We start from the raw sequence: 17,738 nt of genomic DNA on the forward strand, positions 1-17,738 counted from the left end.
TTAAGGCGTCCGAAGTAGAAATTAACGATTAAAAAACATTGTACTATGATTAAAAAGCTTGTGGTAATAAATCTCTTTATTTTGTTTCTGCCGTTCTTTCAAACCTGCTCTGATGATAATATCTCACATAACAAACTTTTAAAAAACAGCCCTCTTTCTGAGGTTGTAGATGAGAATGCTACTGAAGTTTCAGAAAATGAAAAGGAATTTAATTACACGTTTGAAGAGCTTACGTTAAAAAAGCAAGAAACCATTAAGAATTTTAATGATGCTAAACAGGACCTAATGGTCAATGGTTACGAAGCTGGATTTATTTTTATTAGTGACTTACCAAGTCCACCATGGGTATTATTGCCATATACAATTTCAATCATACTAATTTTTTCGTTAGTCATATTTTCATTTCTTAAAAATTATAGAGCAGTTTTTTTTGTAGGTATAGCAAATCTATTAATGCTATCCATACCTCTTCTACTACTCTATTTAGGAAAAATATTTGATGATATAAATCAAATTCAAATAGGATATTATTTACTGTTTTACAATTTGATATTAATCATCTTTGAATCAATGTCCCTGCTAAAAAGTAAAAACATCAGGTAACAGCGGTTTCACGCAATTGCTGCTTCCCTTGTAAAATGAACCACCTTTTTCCATAACTTCGTTCTGTCCAGCCGAGAGTACTCAGTTCCAAATGCCGCAACTGACGTGAAGCCGCCGGACGTTAGCGGCAAGCTCAAAAAAATCGCGCAATATGATTCTACTTTTAGATCTTGACGGAACACTCACAGATACTGCTCATGAAAAGTTTAAGCCTTTAAAAGATGGTCTTGAGGAAACTGATGTTAATCAAATTCCAATAATTTCTGGAGCAAAGGAATTTGTAAGAGAATTAATCGAACAAGGACATAATCCAATAATAATTTCAGATAGTCATCCAAAATATGTAAATAAAATTGCCGAGAATATTTTTAATATTCCAGCATTAAGCCTTTCTCAAAAGCCTAATCCTTCAAAAACATTAATTTATTTGCAAGATACAGTTCCTGAATGGAATATTGACAATACTATTGTTGTCGGCGACACATGGTTAGATATAGAATTAGGAAGGGTTTTAAATTTAAAAACAATACTCACCTCATTTTATAAAGCAACAAGTGTAGAAAACAGAGATGGGATTGGACAAGATTGGAAACATTTAAAAAGTGGCTCAACTTATTATGCATCAACATTTAATGACATTATTGAAATCATTAAAAATCCATTACAAAATCTCTTAGCGGTTGAGGCAATTTTTCAAAATTTCAATTCTTCAAAGGCTGTGAAGTTCAAGACAACAAAATATGCTGATCGATTTATTGCATATCGAGCTTTAGGTAGGCAACAAAACGGTGAATGTGATAAATATGCTGTTACTGATAAATATTTTGAATTTCACAGACCAGATAGGTCAAGAGAAACTTTACTAAAACTTGCTAACGCAAGTTCTAATTTCATTTCCCATGTTCAGGAAAGTATGCCATCAATTATATGGGACTATTTCACATATGTTTCTGATAAAACTACTACTCAGCCTCCAAATAAATTATATGAGCTATTTGAACTTGTTCAAACAAATGTAGACAAGTTAAAATTAATTAATTGGAAGGACGAGGTTGAAGGCAGCATAAGGAATCAACAAGATTATCAAAGGCGAAAAGAATTTGTTGACAATTATATTTTCCTTAATGATAGCATTGACTTGAAGGACAAAAATGTAATTATTATAGACGATCAATTTACAACAGGTGGAACGGCATATTCAATTTGCGGAAAGTTTATACAGAAAGGCGCAAAAAACATTTTATTTATTACATTATTCTATTTAACTTCAAATGTTCATAGTGAAAAAATATGTCCTAAATGTGGAACCAAACTACAAGTGAAAATTAACAGAACAAAAGGAACAAAATTTTTATCTTGTACTCCTAAACAATATGGAGGCATTGGTTGCGGAGATTATATATTTAACATCATTTAAAAATGAGAAATAGCACTAAAATCACAGGAATAATTGCACTGGCAAATCTTAAAGGCATTGGCCCCGCATTTGTTAAAAAAGCTATTTCGAATAATTGTTTTAATTCTTCAAATTATGTAGAAGAAATCAAACGCATTATAGAACCAAACAATAAATTTTTTGAAGACGATATTATTTTCGAATCTGTTGAATATGCAAAGGAAATAATTTTTAAATGTCAACAAGAAAATATAGAAATTATTGATTTGACAAGTGAGGATTATCCTCCAATTCTTAAAGAACTAAAGGATGCTCCATCTATTCTTTATTGTAAAGGTAATTTAGAACTACTTTATCAGAATACTATCTGCATAATTGGTACTCGCGAACCAAATGAAAATGGCGAAAAAATCGCTGAACGAATTGGCTCTTATTTTTCTCAAGTAAACTGGAACATCTGTAACGGTTTGGCTCAAGGAATTGATAGTTTTGCAATTCAAAAAAACAATAACTTTCATCAAAAGATTATTGGCGTTTTAGCTGGCGGGCTTAATTATAATTCAAAAAAAACTCTTTTGAAAAGAACAGCTGAAAATGCCGAAAGAACATTAGAAAGCGGAGGTTTATTAATATCCGAAATACCACCCGACAAAAAAGAAGACACTTTTACCGTAGTTAAATCTTGTAGAATTCAAGCTGGACTATCCAAAGGACTTGTAATAATTCAAAGTTCAATCGATGGAGGTTCGAGATTTACTACTAAAGCATTTTGTGAAACTGCTCGACCAATTGCAATAATCAATCCTATCCAAGCCGATTATACTAATTTAAATTACAATGCCAATATTGAGATTATTGAAAATAAGAAAAAAGGACTTTCCAAATTTACCGAAATAAAAGAAGACAAAATTTTGACTAGTACCATCTTTACGATAAAGTCAAGAGATGATTACCAAGAGTTTGAAAACATTTTGAATTCTGAAAAACAAATTATCAAACACACGACCCTATTTAGTTGAAACATGAGAGCCAGCCGCTAACAGCGGTTTCACGCAATTGCTGCTTTCCTTGTAAAATGAACCACCTTTTTTCCATAACTTCGTTTTGTCCACGCCGAGAGTACTCAGTTCCAAAAGCCGCAACTGACGTGAAGCCGCCGGACGTTATATGCAACCAAACCTCAGAACTCATGGAAAAACATTTATATTTTTTTGCAGTTTTATGCATAGCTTTTTTTAGCAATGCGCAAAATGTCCCTCCTCCAATTGATCCGAGTCATCCTGAACTTGACAGAGTAAAATTATTTGTTTTTGTGGGAGAAAAAATTGATGTCGAAAGGATTAAGACTGAAGAATACTCATTTGACAATCTATTCACAGTAAAATATAAAGTGATTAAAGAATTGTATGGTCATATTCAAAGTGATACATTAGAATTTCGTGTCGTGATCGCTATGGTGTTCCAATTTTTACGCAGTTCAAGAACGTATTGTTATATGTAAGTCAAAATAAAGATGGTAAGTGGTATCACCAAAAATATCAATATTCTGATGTATATGAGACAATCGATGGAAGGTGGGCAACGCCTGGTAAAGATTTCGAATATTGGCATGAGTACAATGAAAATCCACCCTTCCAACCAGAAAACATAATTTTCAAAGAACAAATTTGTATTGACATCAGCAATATTGATAACGAAGTAATTGAAACTCGCGTCAAACCATATTACGAAGTAGAAGGTAAAAAAGCATGTGCAAAAATGGGGAATTACGTGGAAGAACTTTTTGAACTTAAGAAAACTGGTGTACTTCACGCAAGAGGATTATTTTAGTGGCTGCATATAACAGCGGTTTCACGCAATTGCTGCTTCCTTTGTAAAATGAACTTCTTTTTTCCATAACTTCGTTCGGTCCAGCCGAGAGTACTCAGTTCCAAACGCCGCAACTGACGTGAAGCCGCCGGACGTTATATGCCATTTTAAATCACGAAACTGAAAAATGACGAAATTTAAATTATTGATATTAGTTCTTATTTCTACTGCCTGTTCAAAACAAGAATGTGATTTTCTAAATAAATTCGAAAACTCCGAAACTGGTAAAACTCTCTACACGAAACCTATTTCTGCAACCAACATTGATATATTAATGGCAACTAATGAAATTAATCCATCAAATTTTAACGCTGAGCATAAATATTTTTATGGTTTTAGAAAAAAACTTGACAACGAACACTTTTTAATTTCATATTCAGATACATATAGCCCTCATTATAGGTTTACCAATAAACTAGTTGGATGGGAAGATATATTCTATTGCATATACAATACGGAACAGAAACAAGTCGTTTCGAAATTAAAGGTTAGTTCATCTGATCCAGTTTTGTCTTATTTTAAGAAGATTGGAAATCGTTACATTATTAAATCTTCTTTCTTTAAATTTATTCCGAAAGAATCAGAATGTAATAATATCGTGATCCAGAGAGACAGTACAAGTATTGAATATAAAATTCAAAATAATAAGTTTGTAGAAATAGTCGAATAAAAAACGGCATATAACAGCGGTTTCACGCAATTGCTACTTTTCGTGTAAAATGAACTTCTTTTTTCCATAACTTCGTTCTGTCCACGCCGAGAATACTCAGTTCCAAATGCCGCAACTGACGTGAAGCCGCCGGACGTTACAGGAAATGGCAGCGCAGCGCGTATAAATAACCTAACAGAGTTAGAAATGTAGGGTCTAATGAAAAATAAAATTCCCACTATTACTGAATTAAGAATAGTTCCAAGTATGTCTGTTAATAGAGATTCGACGCTAACTAAATGGCTCGTAAAAGACAGGCAACTCGTTTATAAAGATCAAACTATAGCAATTTTTGAAAGCGTAGGTTGGGAACTTGAATATCAATCCGAATCTGATGGAATTATAATACAAACAATTTTAGAGGGTGAACAGATTTTATCTGGAACGATTTTTTGTGTTATTAAGTCCTATAGATCAAATAGCCACATCCTGTAACAGCGGTTTCACGCAATTGCTGCTTTCCTTGTAAAATGAACTTCTTTTTTCCATAACTTCGTTTGGTCCAGCCGAGAGTACTCAGTTCCAAATGCCGCAACTGACGTGAAGCCGCCGGACGTTACAGGCAATTGCTCCGTGTCCGAAATGACGATTTTCGTAATTGAATGGCTAGGCTTGTGTAATCACAAATTAACTTCTCTCCTATTTTTCAAAGAGCAACTTTGTGGCTCAGCTTTGAAACCTTGGCCGGGATTTTCTGATCTCCATTTACTTTTCTTCTTGCCGAGAAATCTCTGCGAAGCTCAATTGGGTTGTATTGCTGCTTAAGTCTTTGTCAAGTTCTTTGTCTTGAAAAATGCTGAAAATTTCCTTTTCAAAATTCTAAACTTTAACCTGGATCTCAAAAAAACTATCGCGGTAGAAATTCTTTGTGGTTACTTTGCGTGATTTTGCGCCTGTGTCGCAACAGCCTGTAACAGCGGCTTCACGCAATTGTTGCTTCCTTTGTAAAATGAACTTCTTTTTTCCATAACTTCGTTTTGTCCAGCCGAGAGTACTCAGTTCCAAATGCCGCAACTGACGTGAAGCCGCCGGACGTTATGCGTGATTTTTGTTGTGTTGAAAGTTGGAGCTCCGCTCCTATTTGGTTTTGGGTGATTGGCTTGTGACTACATACGTTTACGTTGTCTTGGGATCTATATTAAAACCAACGCATAACAGCGGTTTCACGCAATTGCTACTTCCCTTGTAAAATGAAACATCTTTTTCCATAACTTCGTTTTGTCTCGCCGAGAGTACTCAGTTCCAAATGCCGCAACTGACGTGAAGCCGCCGGACGTTAGCAGCAAGCTTAAAAAAAACATGAGCGTAGAAAGAGATCACATGATAGATTCTTTAAATAGAATTTTTATTCCGGAATTGAGAAAAATAAATTTCTCTGGTAGTTTTCCGCATTTTAGACGAACTGAAGGTGACATAACTAACTTATTAACTTTTCAATTTGATAGACATGGTGGTGGATTTGTAATTGAACTTGCAAATTATAAAGGCAGAGAATACAAAACTCATTGGGGTAAAATTATTGAGCTTAAAAAATTAACGGCACATGATTTAAATACCAGGCAGAGAATTTATCAAGATTCGGAATTTGAAGAAAACAGTACAGATTCTTGGTTTAGATATGATAAAAAAAGTCTCTTCAGTTTTGGGAATAAATTTGACAAACTTGCTAATAAAGTAATTGAAAGAATTCCGATAATGGAGAGATATTGGTCCGAAATTGAATAGCAAAGCCTGCTGCTAACAGCGGTTTCACGCAATTGCTGCTTCCTTTGTAAAATGAATCACCTTTTTCCATAACTTCGTTCTGTCCACGCCGAGAGTACTCAGTTCCAAAAGCCGCAACTGACGTGAAGCCGCCGGACGTTATATGACACAGCACCCAAAAATAACTTATAAAGTATGATGAAAATTCTCTTAGTAACAGTTTTATTTAGTTCTTGTTGCATAGCACAGACCAATCGTAAGGCTTTTAAATTAGAAATTGCTGCAAACGAAACCCAACAATATGTTTCTGACATCGACGAAAGTCCTTATTTTGTAAAAGATAAAGTTTTACAAATTTACTGCGGTGAATCAGTTTTTATTGAATGCGAAATAACTGCCGATTCAATCTCCTCAATGAAAGTCGTTGAAAAGAATGTCAATCCCAAAAAAACCATTGAAATCAAATTTCATCAAGAAAATGAGGATCGTAAAAATATTATTTCAATGCTTGAAGTAAAAAATCCTTTCAACAAAGATCTTATTTACGAAGCAATAATGCTTACTCCCGCAAGTAAAAAGTGGAATTCAACTTCAATAATTCCGGTAAGAGCAAATTTAGTGAGTTTTGAAACTTGGCCACATCCTATTATATCATTAGCCTTAATGAATTGGCAATTTAAAAAAGCATAGCTGCGTCATATAACAGCGGTTTCACGCAATTGCTACTCTTCTTGTAAAATGAACGTGGTTTTTCCATAACTTCGTTCTGTCCAGCCGAGAGTACTCAGTTCCAAATGCCGCAACTGACGTGAAGCCGCCGGACGTTAGCGGTAATAATTAAAAAATGACCGAAAATCATTCTCAATAACGAATATGCTAAAAAGTTGATTTTTATAAAATACCCTTAAAGATGAAAGATTTCATTTTAAAAACATGGATTTTGATTTGCTTCATAAGAAATAAGCAAACTTTACCAACAAAATCAAAAATATCTAATCCTAAAATGGAATACGAAATGATGTCTGGAGCATTTATTTGGGAAGATGAAGGATTATGGGATCTTAAAAATCATCACTTAAAAGATGCTTTTAAATACGTTATAAGTCATAGAATGAATTTAGTTGTCAATCCTGAAAATTATGTCGGAGCTATGCGCTCTAAAAGTTTTGATAAAAATATTTTTGAAATGGCAAAAAAATATTTCCCAAATTGGATTGGATTTGAAAAATCTAGGTGTTCTTACAATTCTAAACTTGAAGATAGAATACTTAGAATAAAAAAAGTTGAAAAATGGAAGTTTGAAAAAATGATTAATAATTAATGCAATATATCGGAAAAGGCACTTGCAAAAATATTACTACCGCTAACAGCGGTTTCACGCAATTGCTGCTTTCCTTGTAAAATGAACGTGCTTTTTCCATAACTTCGTTCTGTCCAGCCGAGAGTACTCAGTTCCAAATGCCGCAACTGACGTGAAGCCGCCGGACGTTAGCGGTAATTTTAGCCGCGCAGGATTCTAAAACCACGTATGAAAAAAGCACTAAAAATAGTATTGATCATGATTACTTTAGTAATCATAGGGTTTATTGCTTTTTGGGCATTAGTTTTCTATGATATGAATCCATGTGGAAATAAAGTTGCAAGTACATTTTTTTCACCAAATAAGCAATTCAAGATTTTGGTTTTCGAAAGAAACTGTGGCGCTACAACAGATTTTTCGACACAGGTTAGTCTTTTAAGACATAATCTTGAATTGGAACACGATGATGAGGGAAATATCTTTTCTGCGGATAGAAATTACGGTGATGCAGAAATCGATGAAAATGGAAATGTGTATTTAAAAGCTACTTGGCTTAACAATAACAAAGTATTGATCACTTACGATTCAAAAATTAGAATATTTAAAAAGGAAAATAAATTAGATGGAATCACGATTCTATACAATAAAAACTACCGCTAACAGCGGTTTCACGCAATTGCTGCTCCTCTTGTAAAATGTAACCGCTTTTTCCATAACTTCGTTCTGTCCAGCCGAGAGTACTCAGTTCCAAATGCCGCAACTGACGTGAAGCCGCCGGACGTTACCAGAAATGCCATGAGAAACTTTGAACTTAAAAATGTAGACAACGACGATCTTGAAGACTTTCTAATTAAAGTTGAGAAATCATTTCAACTAAATTTTGGAAATGAAGATTTTAAAGACGTTCAAAATTTTGGCGAACTTATGGATATTGTTATCAATAAAATTCAACTTGAAAATCATGAGGATTGTACAAAACAACAAGCGTTTTATAAGTTGCGAAAATCATTCGCAGCTGTTTTAAGCATTGATTTAAGGAGTATTTCAACCACTACACTTTTAAGTGATTTGTTTCCAATAAAAAACCGGCGCTACATCATAAAAAATATTGAAAAAGATTTAGGTTTTAAAGTTTCTATCTTAAAAGCTCCTGATTGGTATTCAGGTTCATTTATAATAATTTTAATTTTATCAATAGTCTATATATATTGGAGTTGGAAAATTGGTTTACTTGGTTTTCTACTTTCAATTATTGGATTAAAACTTGGAGAAATATTTGGCAAAGAATTGCATCTAAAAACAGTAGCTGATATTGTAAAATATGTTTCTAGAGAAAATTACGTGAACTCCAGGCGAAACTCAACAACTTTTAATCGTAATGAAACAGAAGCACTGCTAACAGAGTGGTTTCGGGAGGAATTGTGCTTCGAGCAGGAATAAGGCACATCTGGTAACAGCGGTTTCACGCAATTGCTACTCACTTTGTAAAATGAAACATCTTTTTCCATAACTTCGTTTTGTCCAGCCGAGAGTACTCAGTTCCAAATGCCGCAACTGACGTGAAGCCGCCGGACGTTAGCCGTAATTCTTAAAAAAACATGGAGTATAAAACATTTCCTGGAGGTTCAAAAACCAAAGTAAATAAAGCTGGTGATAGCCTTAAAACTGATACAATCGATTTAGAACATTATCGAATTGTCGACGAATGGCGAGAGGCACATAGAGCCGTTTTAAATACTTTTCAAGCGATTTTAAGAACGCGTACGAAAGGTTCTAACATTATTGTTGCTCAACGTCATAAACGACGAAATACTATTATTGACAAATTATTTCGATTTCCTGACATGGAATTATCAAGAATGGATGATGTGGCTGGATGTAGATTGATTTTTTCAAATACTCATGAACTTTATGAATTTAGAAATAAATTGCACACTGCAAGATTCGCCCACAAAAGGAGAAATGATATTGATAAATACGATTACATAAAAAGACCTAAAAGAAGTGGATATCGGGGAATTCACGATGTCTATAGCTACAATGTCCGTTCAAACGTAGGAAAAGGTCTTCAAGGCTTATTAATTGAAATCCAATTTCGAACATTGATTCAACATGCATGGGCAACGACTGTAGAAATTATTGGGATTATTACAGAAAATCAACCCAAGTTTGAACGAGGTGACAAGCGGTATGAGCGCGCGATGATACTTGCAAGTGAGATACTTGCAAGAGCTTTTGAAAATGAAACAGGACCATGTCCACAAATTGGAGATAAGGATCTTGTAGATGAGTTTATTTCCCTTGATAGCGAATTGCATTTAATAAGAACTCTAAAAAGTTTAAATGCTGCTCCTAACACAAAAATCACAGAGAACAAAAATTCTATATTAATATTTAATGATGATGGAACGCTTGACGTTAAAGATTTTCGGGATGCAACAGATGCATTAAGAGAACTTTTCAAACTTGAAAAAGAGAATCCAAAATTAGATATCGTATTAGTAAGGGCAGATACAAGTTCAGAAGTAAGACTAGCCTTCAAAAATTATTTTACTGATGCGCAAGATTTTATCAAATATATTGAAGATGGCTGCCACCAATTATCTGGATTTGTACTACCTTCCATTCCTTAGAACTACGGCTAACAGCGGCTTCACGCAATTGCTACTTTCTTTGTAAAAGAAACCGCCTTTTTCCATAACTTCGTTCTGTCCAGCCGAGAGTACTCAGTTCCAAAAGCCGCAACTGACGTGAAGCCGCCGGACGTTAGCGGTAACCGTATGAAGACGACACTACACATATTGACAATCGGAATTTTAATTACACTTTTTTCGTGCGGACAAACCAATGACAAAAGGAATATTCCTTTGGTTACAACTAACAGTTTGCAGACAAGTAATGACAAAAAAGAAAAAGAGCGTTTAGAAAAAAGAAGAGCAATTGAAAAGCAAGACAACGCAGACAGTTTACGACTTGATAAAGTTTTACAAGACGCATTAAAAATTGCAAACCAAAATATCAGTAAGAACAGATTTATTAAGAAGTATGAAGTATCGCCTGACAGTATTCCAGTGAGTGTCGAAATTAATTTAGACTACCATTTTACAAAGACAAATCCCCATCTTATAATAAGGAGAAACGAGCCAAGTGCTATTTATATTGACATCTATGCAAAGGGCGAAAATAAATTTGAAAAAGTAATTTCACACGAACAGTGGACTATGACCTATGTAAACGACACAATTCGGGACATTAACGGTGACGGACTAAATGACTTAGTAGTTAATTGGTATGGCTCGTCAGGTTGCTGTTTAAAAGCATTCAGTAATGTTTATCTTTTGCGAAAAGACAAAAAAGCATTTTCAGAGAACTTTGAATTTATAAATCCAACTTTTTCACCAAATGAGAAAATAATAAGAGGCGTTTGTTATGGACATCCGGGCGAAACAGAGATGTATAAATACAAATGGAACGGAGAGAAAGTAGACACGCTGGAATATGTCTCATACGAAAGAAACGAGAGAGGAAAAACAGGAAAGGTTATAATATCAGCAGATAGACCATATGGTGACGAATTCAAGACATTAAAACTTCTGAATTCGGTACCGACAGAATATAAGAAAATTGAAGGCTATGACTGGTTTACAGGAAGCGGATATGAATAAAACGGCAACCGCTAACAGCGGTTTCACGCAATTGCTACTTACTTTGTAAAATGAACCGCCTTTTTCCATAACTTCGTTCAGTCCAGCCGAGAGTGCTCAGTTCCAAAAGCCGCAACTGACGTGAAGCCGCCGGACGTTACCGGCCATAGCTCCGCGTCTCCGAAAGAACGATTCCCTTAAAATGAAACGTTCGGCTTGTGTTTGAGTAAATTTGGCTTATCCGCTATTTTTCACGGTGCATCTTTGTGGTTACGTTGTGTTAGAGTCGCCGGGAAGTTTGTATAACTATTTTCGCATCTCCCAGCCGAGAGTTCTCTGCTGCACGCAATCAGGCGAAATAGCTGCGGAAAGTCGTTGTCGATATTCTTTGCGTTGAAAATTTACTTAAAATCTGTTGCGTTGAATCGTATTCACTTAAAATTTAAAACTAAATCAGAATTTCTTTGTGGTTACTTTGTGTGATTCAGCAACTGTGTCGCAACGGCCTGTAACAGCGGTTTCACGCAATTGCTGCTTCCTTTGTAAAATGAACTTCTTTTTTCCATAACTTCGTTCGGTCCAGCCGAGAGTACTCAGTTCCAAACGCCGCAACTGACGTGAAGCCGCCGGACGTTACCAGTAATTTTTCAAACTTCGCTATGAAAAAAACATTTAGTTTAATATTGTTAATCTTTCTCGTTTCTTGCAATTCAAAATTTAAGATTATTGAAAAACCTTCAAACTTTTCAGAAATAGTAAAGCGAAGACAAATAATTGGTACCAATTTTTATGAAACTGGAGTTTGTTTTATGCGCCTGCAAAATGTAAAAAGGTTTACTCCTAACCTTGAAGAAATCCAAAAAGCTGAAAAAATATTGCGTGAAAAGATTCGTGAAGCAAATCATAAAATGTTTAATCAAGGTAACGGTTGTCCAATAATTCATAATAATCTAAATATTTACAGAAGACAATATTTTGGTTACTACAACAATAAAAATGAAAAAGTAATATTTGTTACTTTCAACAAAAACAAACTGACTATTATTGAAAAACTTAAAGGATTTCGAAGAGATAAAAGTGAAAACTGGAAAAAAGAAATAGAAACTTGGGAAGATGGATGTAGTAATCATTGGGAAATAAAAATAAATTTGGCAACAGAAAGTTTATTTGAAATGTATGTTAACGGTAGGGGATAAAAAAACTACTGGTAACAGCGGTTTCACGCAATTGCTACTTTTCTTGTAAAATGAACCACCTTTTTCCATAACTTCGTCCTGTCCAGCCGAGAGTACTCAGTTCCAGAAGCCGCAACTGACGTGAAGCCGCCGGACGTTACAAGCAATCGTTAAAAAAATCGTCGTAAAATGAAATCCCTTTACATAGTAGTCGCAATTATACTGGTAATGTCCATTAGCTTTTATGTTAGCAGTTGTAACAGAAAAGCTGCTGAAAAAAATAGTAATGCAAATCTGCAGGATACAATAAAACCCAGAGTTCACACAACAAAAGAAAATACGTTTCCCGAGCTTCGTCAATTAGCTTTTTCAGTAACACCCGAAAAACTCGGACTTACTTTGCCAAATGATCAAGTGTCCGTTTACGGTGTAATTATGGATTGGGAAATGGACGGTGCAATAGCAACAACAATTTCATATGTTACTGGAGATGCAAGCTTATATCTGAGTTCTGGAGGTGGTGTTATTGGTGGCGGACAACATGAAAATGTAAATATTGCTTCCAAGCAGTTTACAAATCTTGCAAAAACTTTTCTTGATCAAGCGACCAAAACCACTCAAACTTCACTGCCTGGAAAAAATGAAGTACAATTTTTTTTACTTACAAATAAAGGAATGTATGTTGGTAAGGATATAATGCCAAACTTTGAAAACAATTCTTCAAAATGGATGAAGTTGTTTGAAGAAGGAAATAAACTTTTATCAGAACTACGAAGAACGAGCGGAGGGTAAAATTACGACTGCTTGTAACAGCGGTTTCACGCAATTGCTGCTTCTCTTGTAAAATGAACCACCTTTTTCCATAACTTCGTTTTGTCCAGCCGAGAGTACTCAGTTCCAGAAGCCGCAACTGACGTGAAGCCGCCGGACGTTACAGGCAATTGCTCCGTGTCCGAAATGACGATTTTCGTAATTGAGTGGCTCGGCTTGTGTAATCACAAATTAACTTCTCTCCTATTTTTCAAAGAGCAACTTTGTGGCTCAGCTTTGAAACCTTGGCCGGGATTTTCTGGTCTCCATTTACTTTTCTTCTTGCCGAGAAATCTCTGCGAAGCTCAATTGGGTTGTATTGCTGCTTAAGTCTTTGTCAATTTCTTTGTCTTGAAAAATGCTGAAAATTTCCTTTTCAAAATTCTAAACTTAACGTGGATCTCAAAAAAACTATCGCATTAGAAATTCTTTGTGGTTACTTTGCGTGATTATGCGCTTGTGTCGCAACAGCCTGTAACAGCGGCTTCACGCAATTGCTGCTTTCTTTGTAAAATGAGCTTCTTTTTTCCATAACTTCGTTCTGTCCAGCCGAGAGTACTCAGTTCCAATGCCGCAACTGACGTGAAGCCGCCGGACGTTACAGGCAATAGCTCCGTCGCAGAAATGACTATTTTTCGTAGTTGAAAAGATTCGGCTTGCGCAAATTTAAAATCACTTCTCTCCTATTTCCTGGGAATAAACTTTGTGGATTTGACTTTGAAAGTATTCATTGAAATTTTGTCAATTTCATTTACGTTTTCGTGTCGCCGAGAAATCTCAGCTAAACGCAATCTGGCTTAAACTTGCTTAAAATCTTTGTCAATTCTTGTTGTCCGGAAAATTACAGCTGAGGATTTTGCACTTAAAATTGCAACCTCAAAAAAAGCGGAAAATCTATAAAAACCAATTGCAGCAGATTTTCTTTGTGGTTACTTTGTGTGATTTTTGTTGTGTGTCGCTACAGCCTGTAACAGCGGTTTCACGCAATTGCTACTTCCTTTGTAAAATGAACTTCTTTTTTCCATAACTTCGTTTTGTCCAGCCGAGAGTACTCGGTTCCAAATGCCGCAACTGACGTGAAGCCGCCGGACGTTACCTGCAAGCGCTACAAAAATCGAGTAAAATCAAATTATGGAGATAGGAAAACAATTTAACAGCTTGCGTTTTGAAGATTATTTTTTTTATATCGATAATTATAAAAAATATTCTGACTTTAATACTTTGGGATTATATCGTTCACTTTCAGAAAATGAAAAACTTAATCTCGAACAGAAAATTTCCATTAGAGATTATGCAAACAAAATATTTGAAAAGACATTTAATTTTTTGCAAGTAAAAGATCCTTGGACTTACATAAAGGTGCAAACTTTAGGATTAGAACTAACGGATGGTGACAAGGAAGAAATGTGGCGTAAAATATTTATAAATCAGGAAAAAATATTGCGCGAAAAAAGAATAAAACACAAGAATTTCGGAGAATATTCCAAGCATAACTGTGGTTACGAAACATGTCCTATGAATGGCATAATGATTAAGCAAGGCTCGTTTATGGCCGAGTACGAAATGTGTATTGGAAATATCAATAGATATGTACAAAAACAAAAGTCTGAAAAAAGAAAATCAGATAGAAAAAGCGAAAGCCAAATTATTAATAACGAATTGGATTTAGAATAATGCGCCAGCAGGTAACAGCGGTTTCACGCAATTGCTGCTTTCCTTGTAAAATGAACTTCTTTTTTCCATAACTTCGTTTTGTCCAGCCGAGAGTACTCAGTTCCAAAAGCCGCAACTGACGCGAAGCCGCCGGACGTTAGCAGAAAGACTACCTCAAAATGACGAAAAAAACGAGCCTGATAATCATAATTTCGATACTTTGGATCAGTATCATTACTTCAATATGTTTAGTTAAAAATTATAATGTAAATTTCATTTTTGGAATAGTTGGACTTTCCATTGTCACAATAACATATAATAAATTTCGAGAATTTAGCTTCGGAATTTTAGCATTACTGATTTTTCTATCTATTTTTAATGTTGTAAGTTTTAGCTATGCTTTTGGCTTATACTTTCATATTTTTGGAGGTCGTTTAAATATTCCTTCTGTAATATTGTTTTGTGTTTTGTTTTTTACACAAATTGAAAAATTTGTGGATTTAAGACAAAATTGGTTTAAAGAAGATGAAACCGAGATTCAATATCACAAAGAAAAAAAGACACGTATGTTTAAAAATAATTTTCAAAACTTGTCAGAAATTGAGTTGCGAAAAAAGTTGGAAAGCGGACAATTAGTTGAAGAAGCTAAGATTGCTATCAATGAATTACTCCTGGAAAGAAACGAATAAGTCCTTCTGCTAACAGCGGTTTCACGCAATTGCTGCTTCCCTTGTAAAATGAACTTCTTTTTTCCATAACTTCGTTTCGTCCAGCCGAGAGTACTCAGCTTCGAAAGCCGCAACTGACGTGAAGCCGCCGGACGTTAGCTGAAATAGCAACTGAACGTACTGAACCAATAAACTAAATGAGAAAATACGAAATTAGAATTATTGATTTCAAAAATGTCAATACTTCTAGTGACATCTTAGAACTTTTTAACAGAGTACTGCGTTTCAAGAAACCAGTAGATCGCTTGGAAAAGCTGCACGAAAGCATTCATACTAGTGAAACACTATTTACAAATTTGTTTCTGTATAATTTTTATTATTTACAAGCTGAGTTTAATGAGGAATATAGATATTTATGGGATTTAATTCAGAATTATAACAGACGGTTTAAACCAAACAACATATATGTTGATTACATTTCTGAATTTTCTGAGTTAAATTATTGTTATGGCAAAGAAAATGCTCAAAGAGGCTGTAAACACTTATAACAATCAAAGGAGGCATTACAGCCTGGAGATGAAAACTCCCGAATTTGCACATAAGAATCAAATGCATCAATACAAATATTATAGCCTGAATTAATAACAAAAACAGTCAACCTATTTTAGGACAAGACAGTCGCCGCAAAAAATCTAGAAAATTACAATATGAAATTTCGAAATTGGGAAATAATTGCTGATAAAAAATACAACGATGAAATTTACAGTAATCTTAAAGGCGGAATCGCTGATGGTTGCCAATGTAATGACTGCAGAAATTTTGTAAAAAACAGACAAGATATTTTTCCCCAAGAAATTAAAACTTTGCTGGCAGAACTTGGAATAGACTACACTAAAGAAGCTGACAACATACATCTGCAAAAGTTGAAAAATGGTTTGCATTCATATCTTGCACTATTTCATTTTAGAGGGGAAATTACGAAATTAGAAGATGAAACTGGGCTACTGCCTTTAAACGATAATCTAATCATTAATTTTGGCTTACCTGACGGACAAATACTTTTTCCCAATGTAGAACGTCTCGTTCAAATCGAGTTTTACATTGAAATGCCATGGACAATTGAAAAAGAACTGGAAAGTGATTGATCAAAAAAAAGCCCTGCCGCTAACAGCGGTTTCACGCAATTGCTGCTTTTCGTGTAAAATGAACTTCTTTTTTCCATAACTTCGTCTTGTCCAGCCGAGAATACTCAGTTCCAGAAGCCGCAACTGACGTGAAGCCGCCGGACGTTATGCGTGATTTTTGTTGTGTTGAAAGTTGGAGCTGCGCTCCTTTTTGGTTTTGGGTGATTGGCTTGTGACTACATACGTTTACATTGTCTTGGGATCAATATTAAAACCAACGCATAACAGCGGTTTCACGCAATTGCTGCTTCCCTTGTAAAATGAACTTCTTTTTTCCATAACTTCGTTTTGTCCAGCCGAGAGTACTCAGTTCCAAACGCCGCAACTGACGTGAAGCCGCCGGACGTTAGCAGAAATTTTAAAAACCACGCATGGTAATATCGTCGGACATCATCGCATTAATCGCAAGCGCAATTTCAATATTTGCTCTTCTCATTACTTTTCTTAACTACAGAAGAGACCGCAATAAAACTAACCAAGATTATATCTTTCAGGAAAAAGTTATCGCATATAAAGACTTGATATATCAAGCAAGCGAATCTTATGAATTGTTATTTCAACTTGTACAAGAAGTTCAAGACTATGAAGGAACGAATGAAGATTGGGTCAGTTTTTATGAAAAGGAATGCGGTAATTATTATAAACTTGGCTATGATTTTCAAAAAGTTGTTTTTCGATGCATTCCAATATTACCTAATGATATCTATTTGAGATTGGATGAATTTTCCCATGAATCTATTCATTTCGTTACTTCTGCTTTTCATAAAAATGCCGAGTTAACTATAACGGCTTACGACAATTTAGAATTGACTCTTAAAAAGATTATTGAGCTTATTAGGATTGATTTGAAGGTTGAGAAATTGAATGTCAACCTGTCGAAACGACTCGAATAAAAACTTCTGCTAACAGCGGTTTCACGCAATTGCTACTTTTCTTGTAAAATGTAACACCTTTTTCCATAACTTCGTTCTGTCCAGCCGAGAGTACTCAGTTCCAGAAGCCGCAACTGACGTGAAGCCGCCG

At 34.9% G+C, this 17,738-nt stretch carries 22 protein-coding genes; all 22 read left to right on the top strand.

Annotated features, from left to right (window positions below; all coding sequences use genetic code 11):
- The first annotated feature begins 45 nt into the window (after positions 1 to 45).
- The 22 genes from HYN48_RS13840 to HYN48_RS13945 all read left to right on the top strand — a co-directional run bounded on the left by HYN48_RS13840 (position 46) and on the right by HYN48_RS13945 (position 17,608).
- Positions 46 to 603 carry a hypothetical protein gene (locus HYN48_RS13840; RefSeq protein WP_108372723.1) on the top strand — a complete coding sequence of 186 codons (558 nt, stop codon included), beginning with the start codon at positions 46 to 48 and terminating at the stop codon, positions 601 to 603.
- A 151-nt stretch (positions 604 to 754) separates the two neighbouring features.
- Complete coding sequence (locus tag HYN48_RS13845; protein ID WP_108372725.1) at positions 755 to 2,020, top strand: hypothetical protein; 1,266 nt, start codon at positions 755 to 757, stop codon at positions 2,018 to 2,020.
- Between the two features lie 2 nt (positions 2,021 to 2,022).
- The gene (locus HYN48_RS13850) at positions 2,023 to 3,018 is read left to right on the top strand and encodes a DNA-processing protein DprA (protein WP_108372728.1); all 996 of its coding nucleotides are present in this window, start codon (positions 2,023 to 2,025) and stop codon (positions 3,016 to 3,018) included.
- A gap of 170 nt (positions 3,019 to 3,188) precedes the next feature.
- Entirely contained in the window at positions 3,189 to 3,500 is a 312-nt protein-coding gene (locus HYN48_RS13860) for a hypothetical protein (RefSeq protein ID WP_108372733.1), read from the top strand.
- Entirely contained in the window at positions 3,488 to 3,829 is a 342-nt protein-coding gene (locus HYN48_RS13865; RefSeq protein WP_108372735.1) for a hypothetical protein, read from the top strand. Before HYN48_RS13860 ends, HYN48_RS13865 begins: the two co-directional genes overlap by 13 nt.
- Before the next feature lie 166 nt (positions 3,830 to 3,995).
- Positions 3,996 to 4,538 (top strand): hypothetical protein, encoded by a 543-nt coding sequence (locus HYN48_RS13870; protein ID WP_108372737.1) that lies wholly within the window; start codon positions 3,996 to 3,998, stop codon positions 4,536 to 4,538.
- A 198-nt stretch (positions 4,539 to 4,736) separates the two neighbouring features.
- On the top strand, positions 4,737 to 5,012 hold the full coding sequence (locus tag HYN48_RS13875; RefSeq protein WP_108372739.1) for a biotin/lipoyl attachment domain-containing protein: 276 nt from the start codon (positions 4,737 to 4,739) through the stop codon (positions 5,010 to 5,012).
- A gap of 864 nt (positions 5,013 to 5,876) precedes the next feature.
- Positions 5,877 to 6,302 carry a DUF4304 domain-containing protein gene (locus HYN48_RS13880; protein WP_146171810.1) on the top strand — a complete coding sequence of 142 codons (426 nt, stop codon included), beginning with the start codon at positions 5,877 to 5,879 and terminating at the stop codon, positions 6,300 to 6,302.
- A gap of 174 nt (positions 6,303 to 6,476) precedes the next feature.
- Positions 6,477 to 6,971: a hypothetical protein gene (locus HYN48_RS13885; protein ID WP_108372743.1), complete on the top strand. Its 495-nt coding sequence runs from the start codon at positions 6,477 to 6,479 to the stop codon at positions 6,969 to 6,971.
- 220 nt (positions 6,972 to 7,191) lie between these two features.
- Positions 7,192 to 7,602, top strand: coding sequence for a hypothetical protein (locus HYN48_RS13890; RefSeq protein WP_108372745.1), 411 nt, complete (start codon positions 7,192 to 7,194; stop codon positions 7,600 to 7,602).
- 207 nt (positions 7,603 to 7,809) lie between these two features.
- The gene (locus HYN48_RS13895) at positions 7,810 to 8,241 is read left to right on the top strand and encodes a DUF5412 family protein (protein ID WP_108372524.1); all 432 of its coding nucleotides are present in this window, start codon (positions 7,810 to 7,812) and stop codon (positions 8,239 to 8,241) included.
- A 135-nt stretch (positions 8,242 to 8,376) separates the two neighbouring features.
- Complete coding sequence (locus HYN48_RS13900) at positions 8,377 to 9,021, top strand: acyl carrier protein (protein WP_108372747.1); 645 nt, start codon at positions 8,377 to 8,379, stop codon at positions 9,019 to 9,021.
- Between the two features lie 158 nt (positions 9,022 to 9,179).
- Complete coding sequence (locus HYN48_RS13905; protein ID WP_108372749.1) at positions 9,180 to 10,214, top strand: RelA/SpoT domain-containing protein; 1,035 nt, start codon at positions 9,180 to 9,182, stop codon at positions 10,212 to 10,214.
- Between the two features lie 147 nt (positions 10,215 to 10,361).
- Positions 10,362 to 11,246: an XAC2610-related protein gene (locus tag HYN48_RS13910; RefSeq protein ID WP_146171811.1), complete on the top strand. Its 885-nt coding sequence runs from the start codon at positions 10,362 to 10,364 to the stop codon at positions 11,244 to 11,246.
- Positions 11,247 to 11,884: 638 nt separating this feature from the next.
- Positions 11,885 to 12,421: a hypothetical protein gene (locus tag HYN48_RS13920; RefSeq protein ID WP_146171812.1), complete on the top strand. Its 537-nt coding sequence runs from the start codon at positions 11,885 to 11,887 to the stop codon at positions 12,419 to 12,421.
- Positions 12,422 to 12,589: 168 nt separating this feature from the next.
- Complete coding sequence (locus HYN48_RS13925) at positions 12,590 to 13,192, top strand: hypothetical protein (protein ID WP_146171813.1); 603 nt, start codon at positions 12,590 to 12,592, stop codon at positions 13,190 to 13,192.
- Between the two features lie 1,149 nt (positions 13,193 to 14,341).
- Complete coding sequence (locus tag HYN48_RS13930; RefSeq protein ID WP_108372760.1) at positions 14,342 to 14,884, top strand: hypothetical protein; 543 nt, start codon at positions 14,342 to 14,344, stop codon at positions 14,882 to 14,884.
- 158 nt (positions 14,885 to 15,042) lie between these two features.
- Positions 15,043 to 15,552 (top strand): hypothetical protein, encoded by a 510-nt coding sequence (locus tag HYN48_RS13935; RefSeq protein WP_108372762.1) that lies wholly within the window; start codon positions 15,043 to 15,045, stop codon positions 15,550 to 15,552.
- Positions 15,553 to 15,728: 176 nt separating this feature from the next.
- The gene (locus HYN48_RS15215; RefSeq protein ID WP_146171814.1) at positions 15,729 to 16,079 is read left to right on the top strand and encodes a hypothetical protein; all 351 of its coding nucleotides are present in this window, start codon (positions 15,729 to 15,731) and stop codon (positions 16,077 to 16,079) included.
- The gene (locus HYN48_RS15425) at positions 16,051 to 16,173 is read left to right on the top strand and encodes a hypothetical protein (RefSeq protein ID WP_483866652.1); all 123 of its coding nucleotides are present in this window, start codon (positions 16,051 to 16,053) and stop codon (positions 16,171 to 16,173) included. The genes HYN48_RS15215 and HYN48_RS15425 overlap by 29 nt, the downstream gene beginning before the upstream one ends.
- Before the next feature lie 65 nt (positions 16,174 to 16,238).
- Positions 16,239 to 16,676 (top strand): hypothetical protein, encoded by a 438-nt coding sequence (locus HYN48_RS13940; RefSeq protein ID WP_108372764.1) that lies wholly within the window; start codon positions 16,239 to 16,241, stop codon positions 16,674 to 16,676.
- A gap of 410 nt (positions 16,677 to 17,086) precedes the next feature.
- Positions 17,087 to 17,608 (top strand): hypothetical protein, encoded by a 522-nt coding sequence (locus tag HYN48_RS13945; protein ID WP_108372766.1) that lies wholly within the window; start codon positions 17,087 to 17,089, stop codon positions 17,606 to 17,608.
- Positions 17,609 to 17,738 lie beyond the last annotated feature (130 nt).

Source organism: Flavobacterium magnum (assembly GCF_003055625.1).
GTDB classification, from domain to species: Bacteria; Bacteroidota; Bacteroidia; order Flavobacteriales; family Flavobacteriaceae; genus Flavobacterium; species Flavobacterium magnum.

Excerpts from the sequence above, each read along its gene's own strand:
- HYN48_RS13940 (WP_108372764.1), top strand. The coding sequence starts at position 16,239 with ATGAAATTTCGAAATTGGGAAATAATTGCTGATAAAAAATACAACGAT.
- HYN48_RS13890 (WP_108372745.1), top strand. The coding sequence starts at position 7,192 with ATGAAAGATTTCATTTTAAAAACATGGATTTTGATTTGCTTCATAAGA.
- HYN48_RS13945 (WP_108372766.1), top strand. The coding sequence starts at position 17,087 with ATGGTAATATCGTCGGACATCATCGCATTAATCGCAAGCGCAATTTCA.
- HYN48_RS13845 (WP_108372725.1), top strand. The coding sequence starts at position 755 with ATGATTCTACTTTTAGATCTTGACGGAACACTCACAGATACTGCTCAT.
- HYN48_RS13925 (WP_146171813.1), top strand. The coding sequence starts at position 12,590 with ATGAAATCCCTTTACATAGTAGTCGCAATTATACTGGTAATGTCCATT.
- HYN48_RS13910 (WP_146171811.1), top strand. The coding sequence starts at position 10,362 with ATGAAGACGACACTACACATATTGACAATCGGAATTTTAATTACACTT.
- HYN48_RS13880 (WP_146171810.1), top strand. The coding sequence starts at position 5,877 with ATGAGCGTAGAAAGAGATCACATGATAGATTCTTTAAATAGAATTTTT.
- HYN48_RS13935 (WP_108372762.1), top strand. The coding sequence starts at position 15,043 with ATGACGAAAAAAACGAGCCTGATAATCATAATTTCGATACTTTGGATC.
- HYN48_RS13895 (WP_108372524.1), top strand. The coding sequence starts at position 7,810 with ATGAAAAAAGCACTAAAAATAGTATTGATCATGATTACTTTAGTAATC.
- HYN48_RS13920 (WP_146171812.1), top strand. The coding sequence starts at position 11,885 with ATGAAAAAAACATTTAGTTTAATATTGTTAATCTTTCTCGTTTCTTGC.
- HYN48_RS15215 (WP_146171814.1), top strand. The coding sequence starts at position 15,729 with ATGAGAAAATACGAAATTAGAATTATTGATTTCAAAAATGTCAATACT.
- HYN48_RS13900 (WP_108372747.1), top strand. The coding sequence starts at position 8,377 with ATGAGAAACTTTGAACTTAAAAATGTAGACAACGACGATCTTGAAGAC.
- HYN48_RS13905 (WP_108372749.1), top strand. The coding sequence starts at position 9,180 with ATGGAGTATAAAACATTTCCTGGAGGTTCAAAAACCAAAGTAAATAAA.
- HYN48_RS13840 (WP_108372723.1), top strand. The coding sequence starts at position 46 with ATGATTAAAAAGCTTGTGGTAATAAATCTCTTTATTTTGTTTCTGCCG.
- HYN48_RS13850 (WP_108372728.1), top strand. The coding sequence starts at position 2,023 with ATGAGAAATAGCACTAAAATCACAGGAATAATTGCACTGGCAAATCTT.
- HYN48_RS13860 (WP_108372733.1), top strand. The coding sequence starts at position 3,189 with ATGGAAAAACATTTATATTTTTTTGCAGTTTTATGCATAGCTTTTTTT.
- HYN48_RS13930 (WP_108372760.1), top strand. The coding sequence starts at position 14,342 with ATGGAGATAGGAAAACAATTTAACAGCTTGCGTTTTGAAGATTATTTT.
- HYN48_RS13870 (WP_108372737.1), top strand. The coding sequence starts at position 3,996 with ATGACGAAATTTAAATTATTGATATTAGTTCTTATTTCTACTGCCTGT.
- HYN48_RS13885 (WP_108372743.1), top strand. The coding sequence starts at position 6,477 with ATGATGAAAATTCTCTTAGTAACAGTTTTATTTAGTTCTTGTTGCATA.
- HYN48_RS13875 (WP_108372739.1), top strand. The coding sequence starts at position 4,737 with ATGAAAAATAAAATTCCCACTATTACTGAATTAAGAATAGTTCCAAGT.
- HYN48_RS15425 (WP_483866652.1), top strand. The coding sequence starts at position 16,051 with ATGCTCAAAGAGGCTGTAAACACTTATAACAATCAAAGGAGGCATTAC.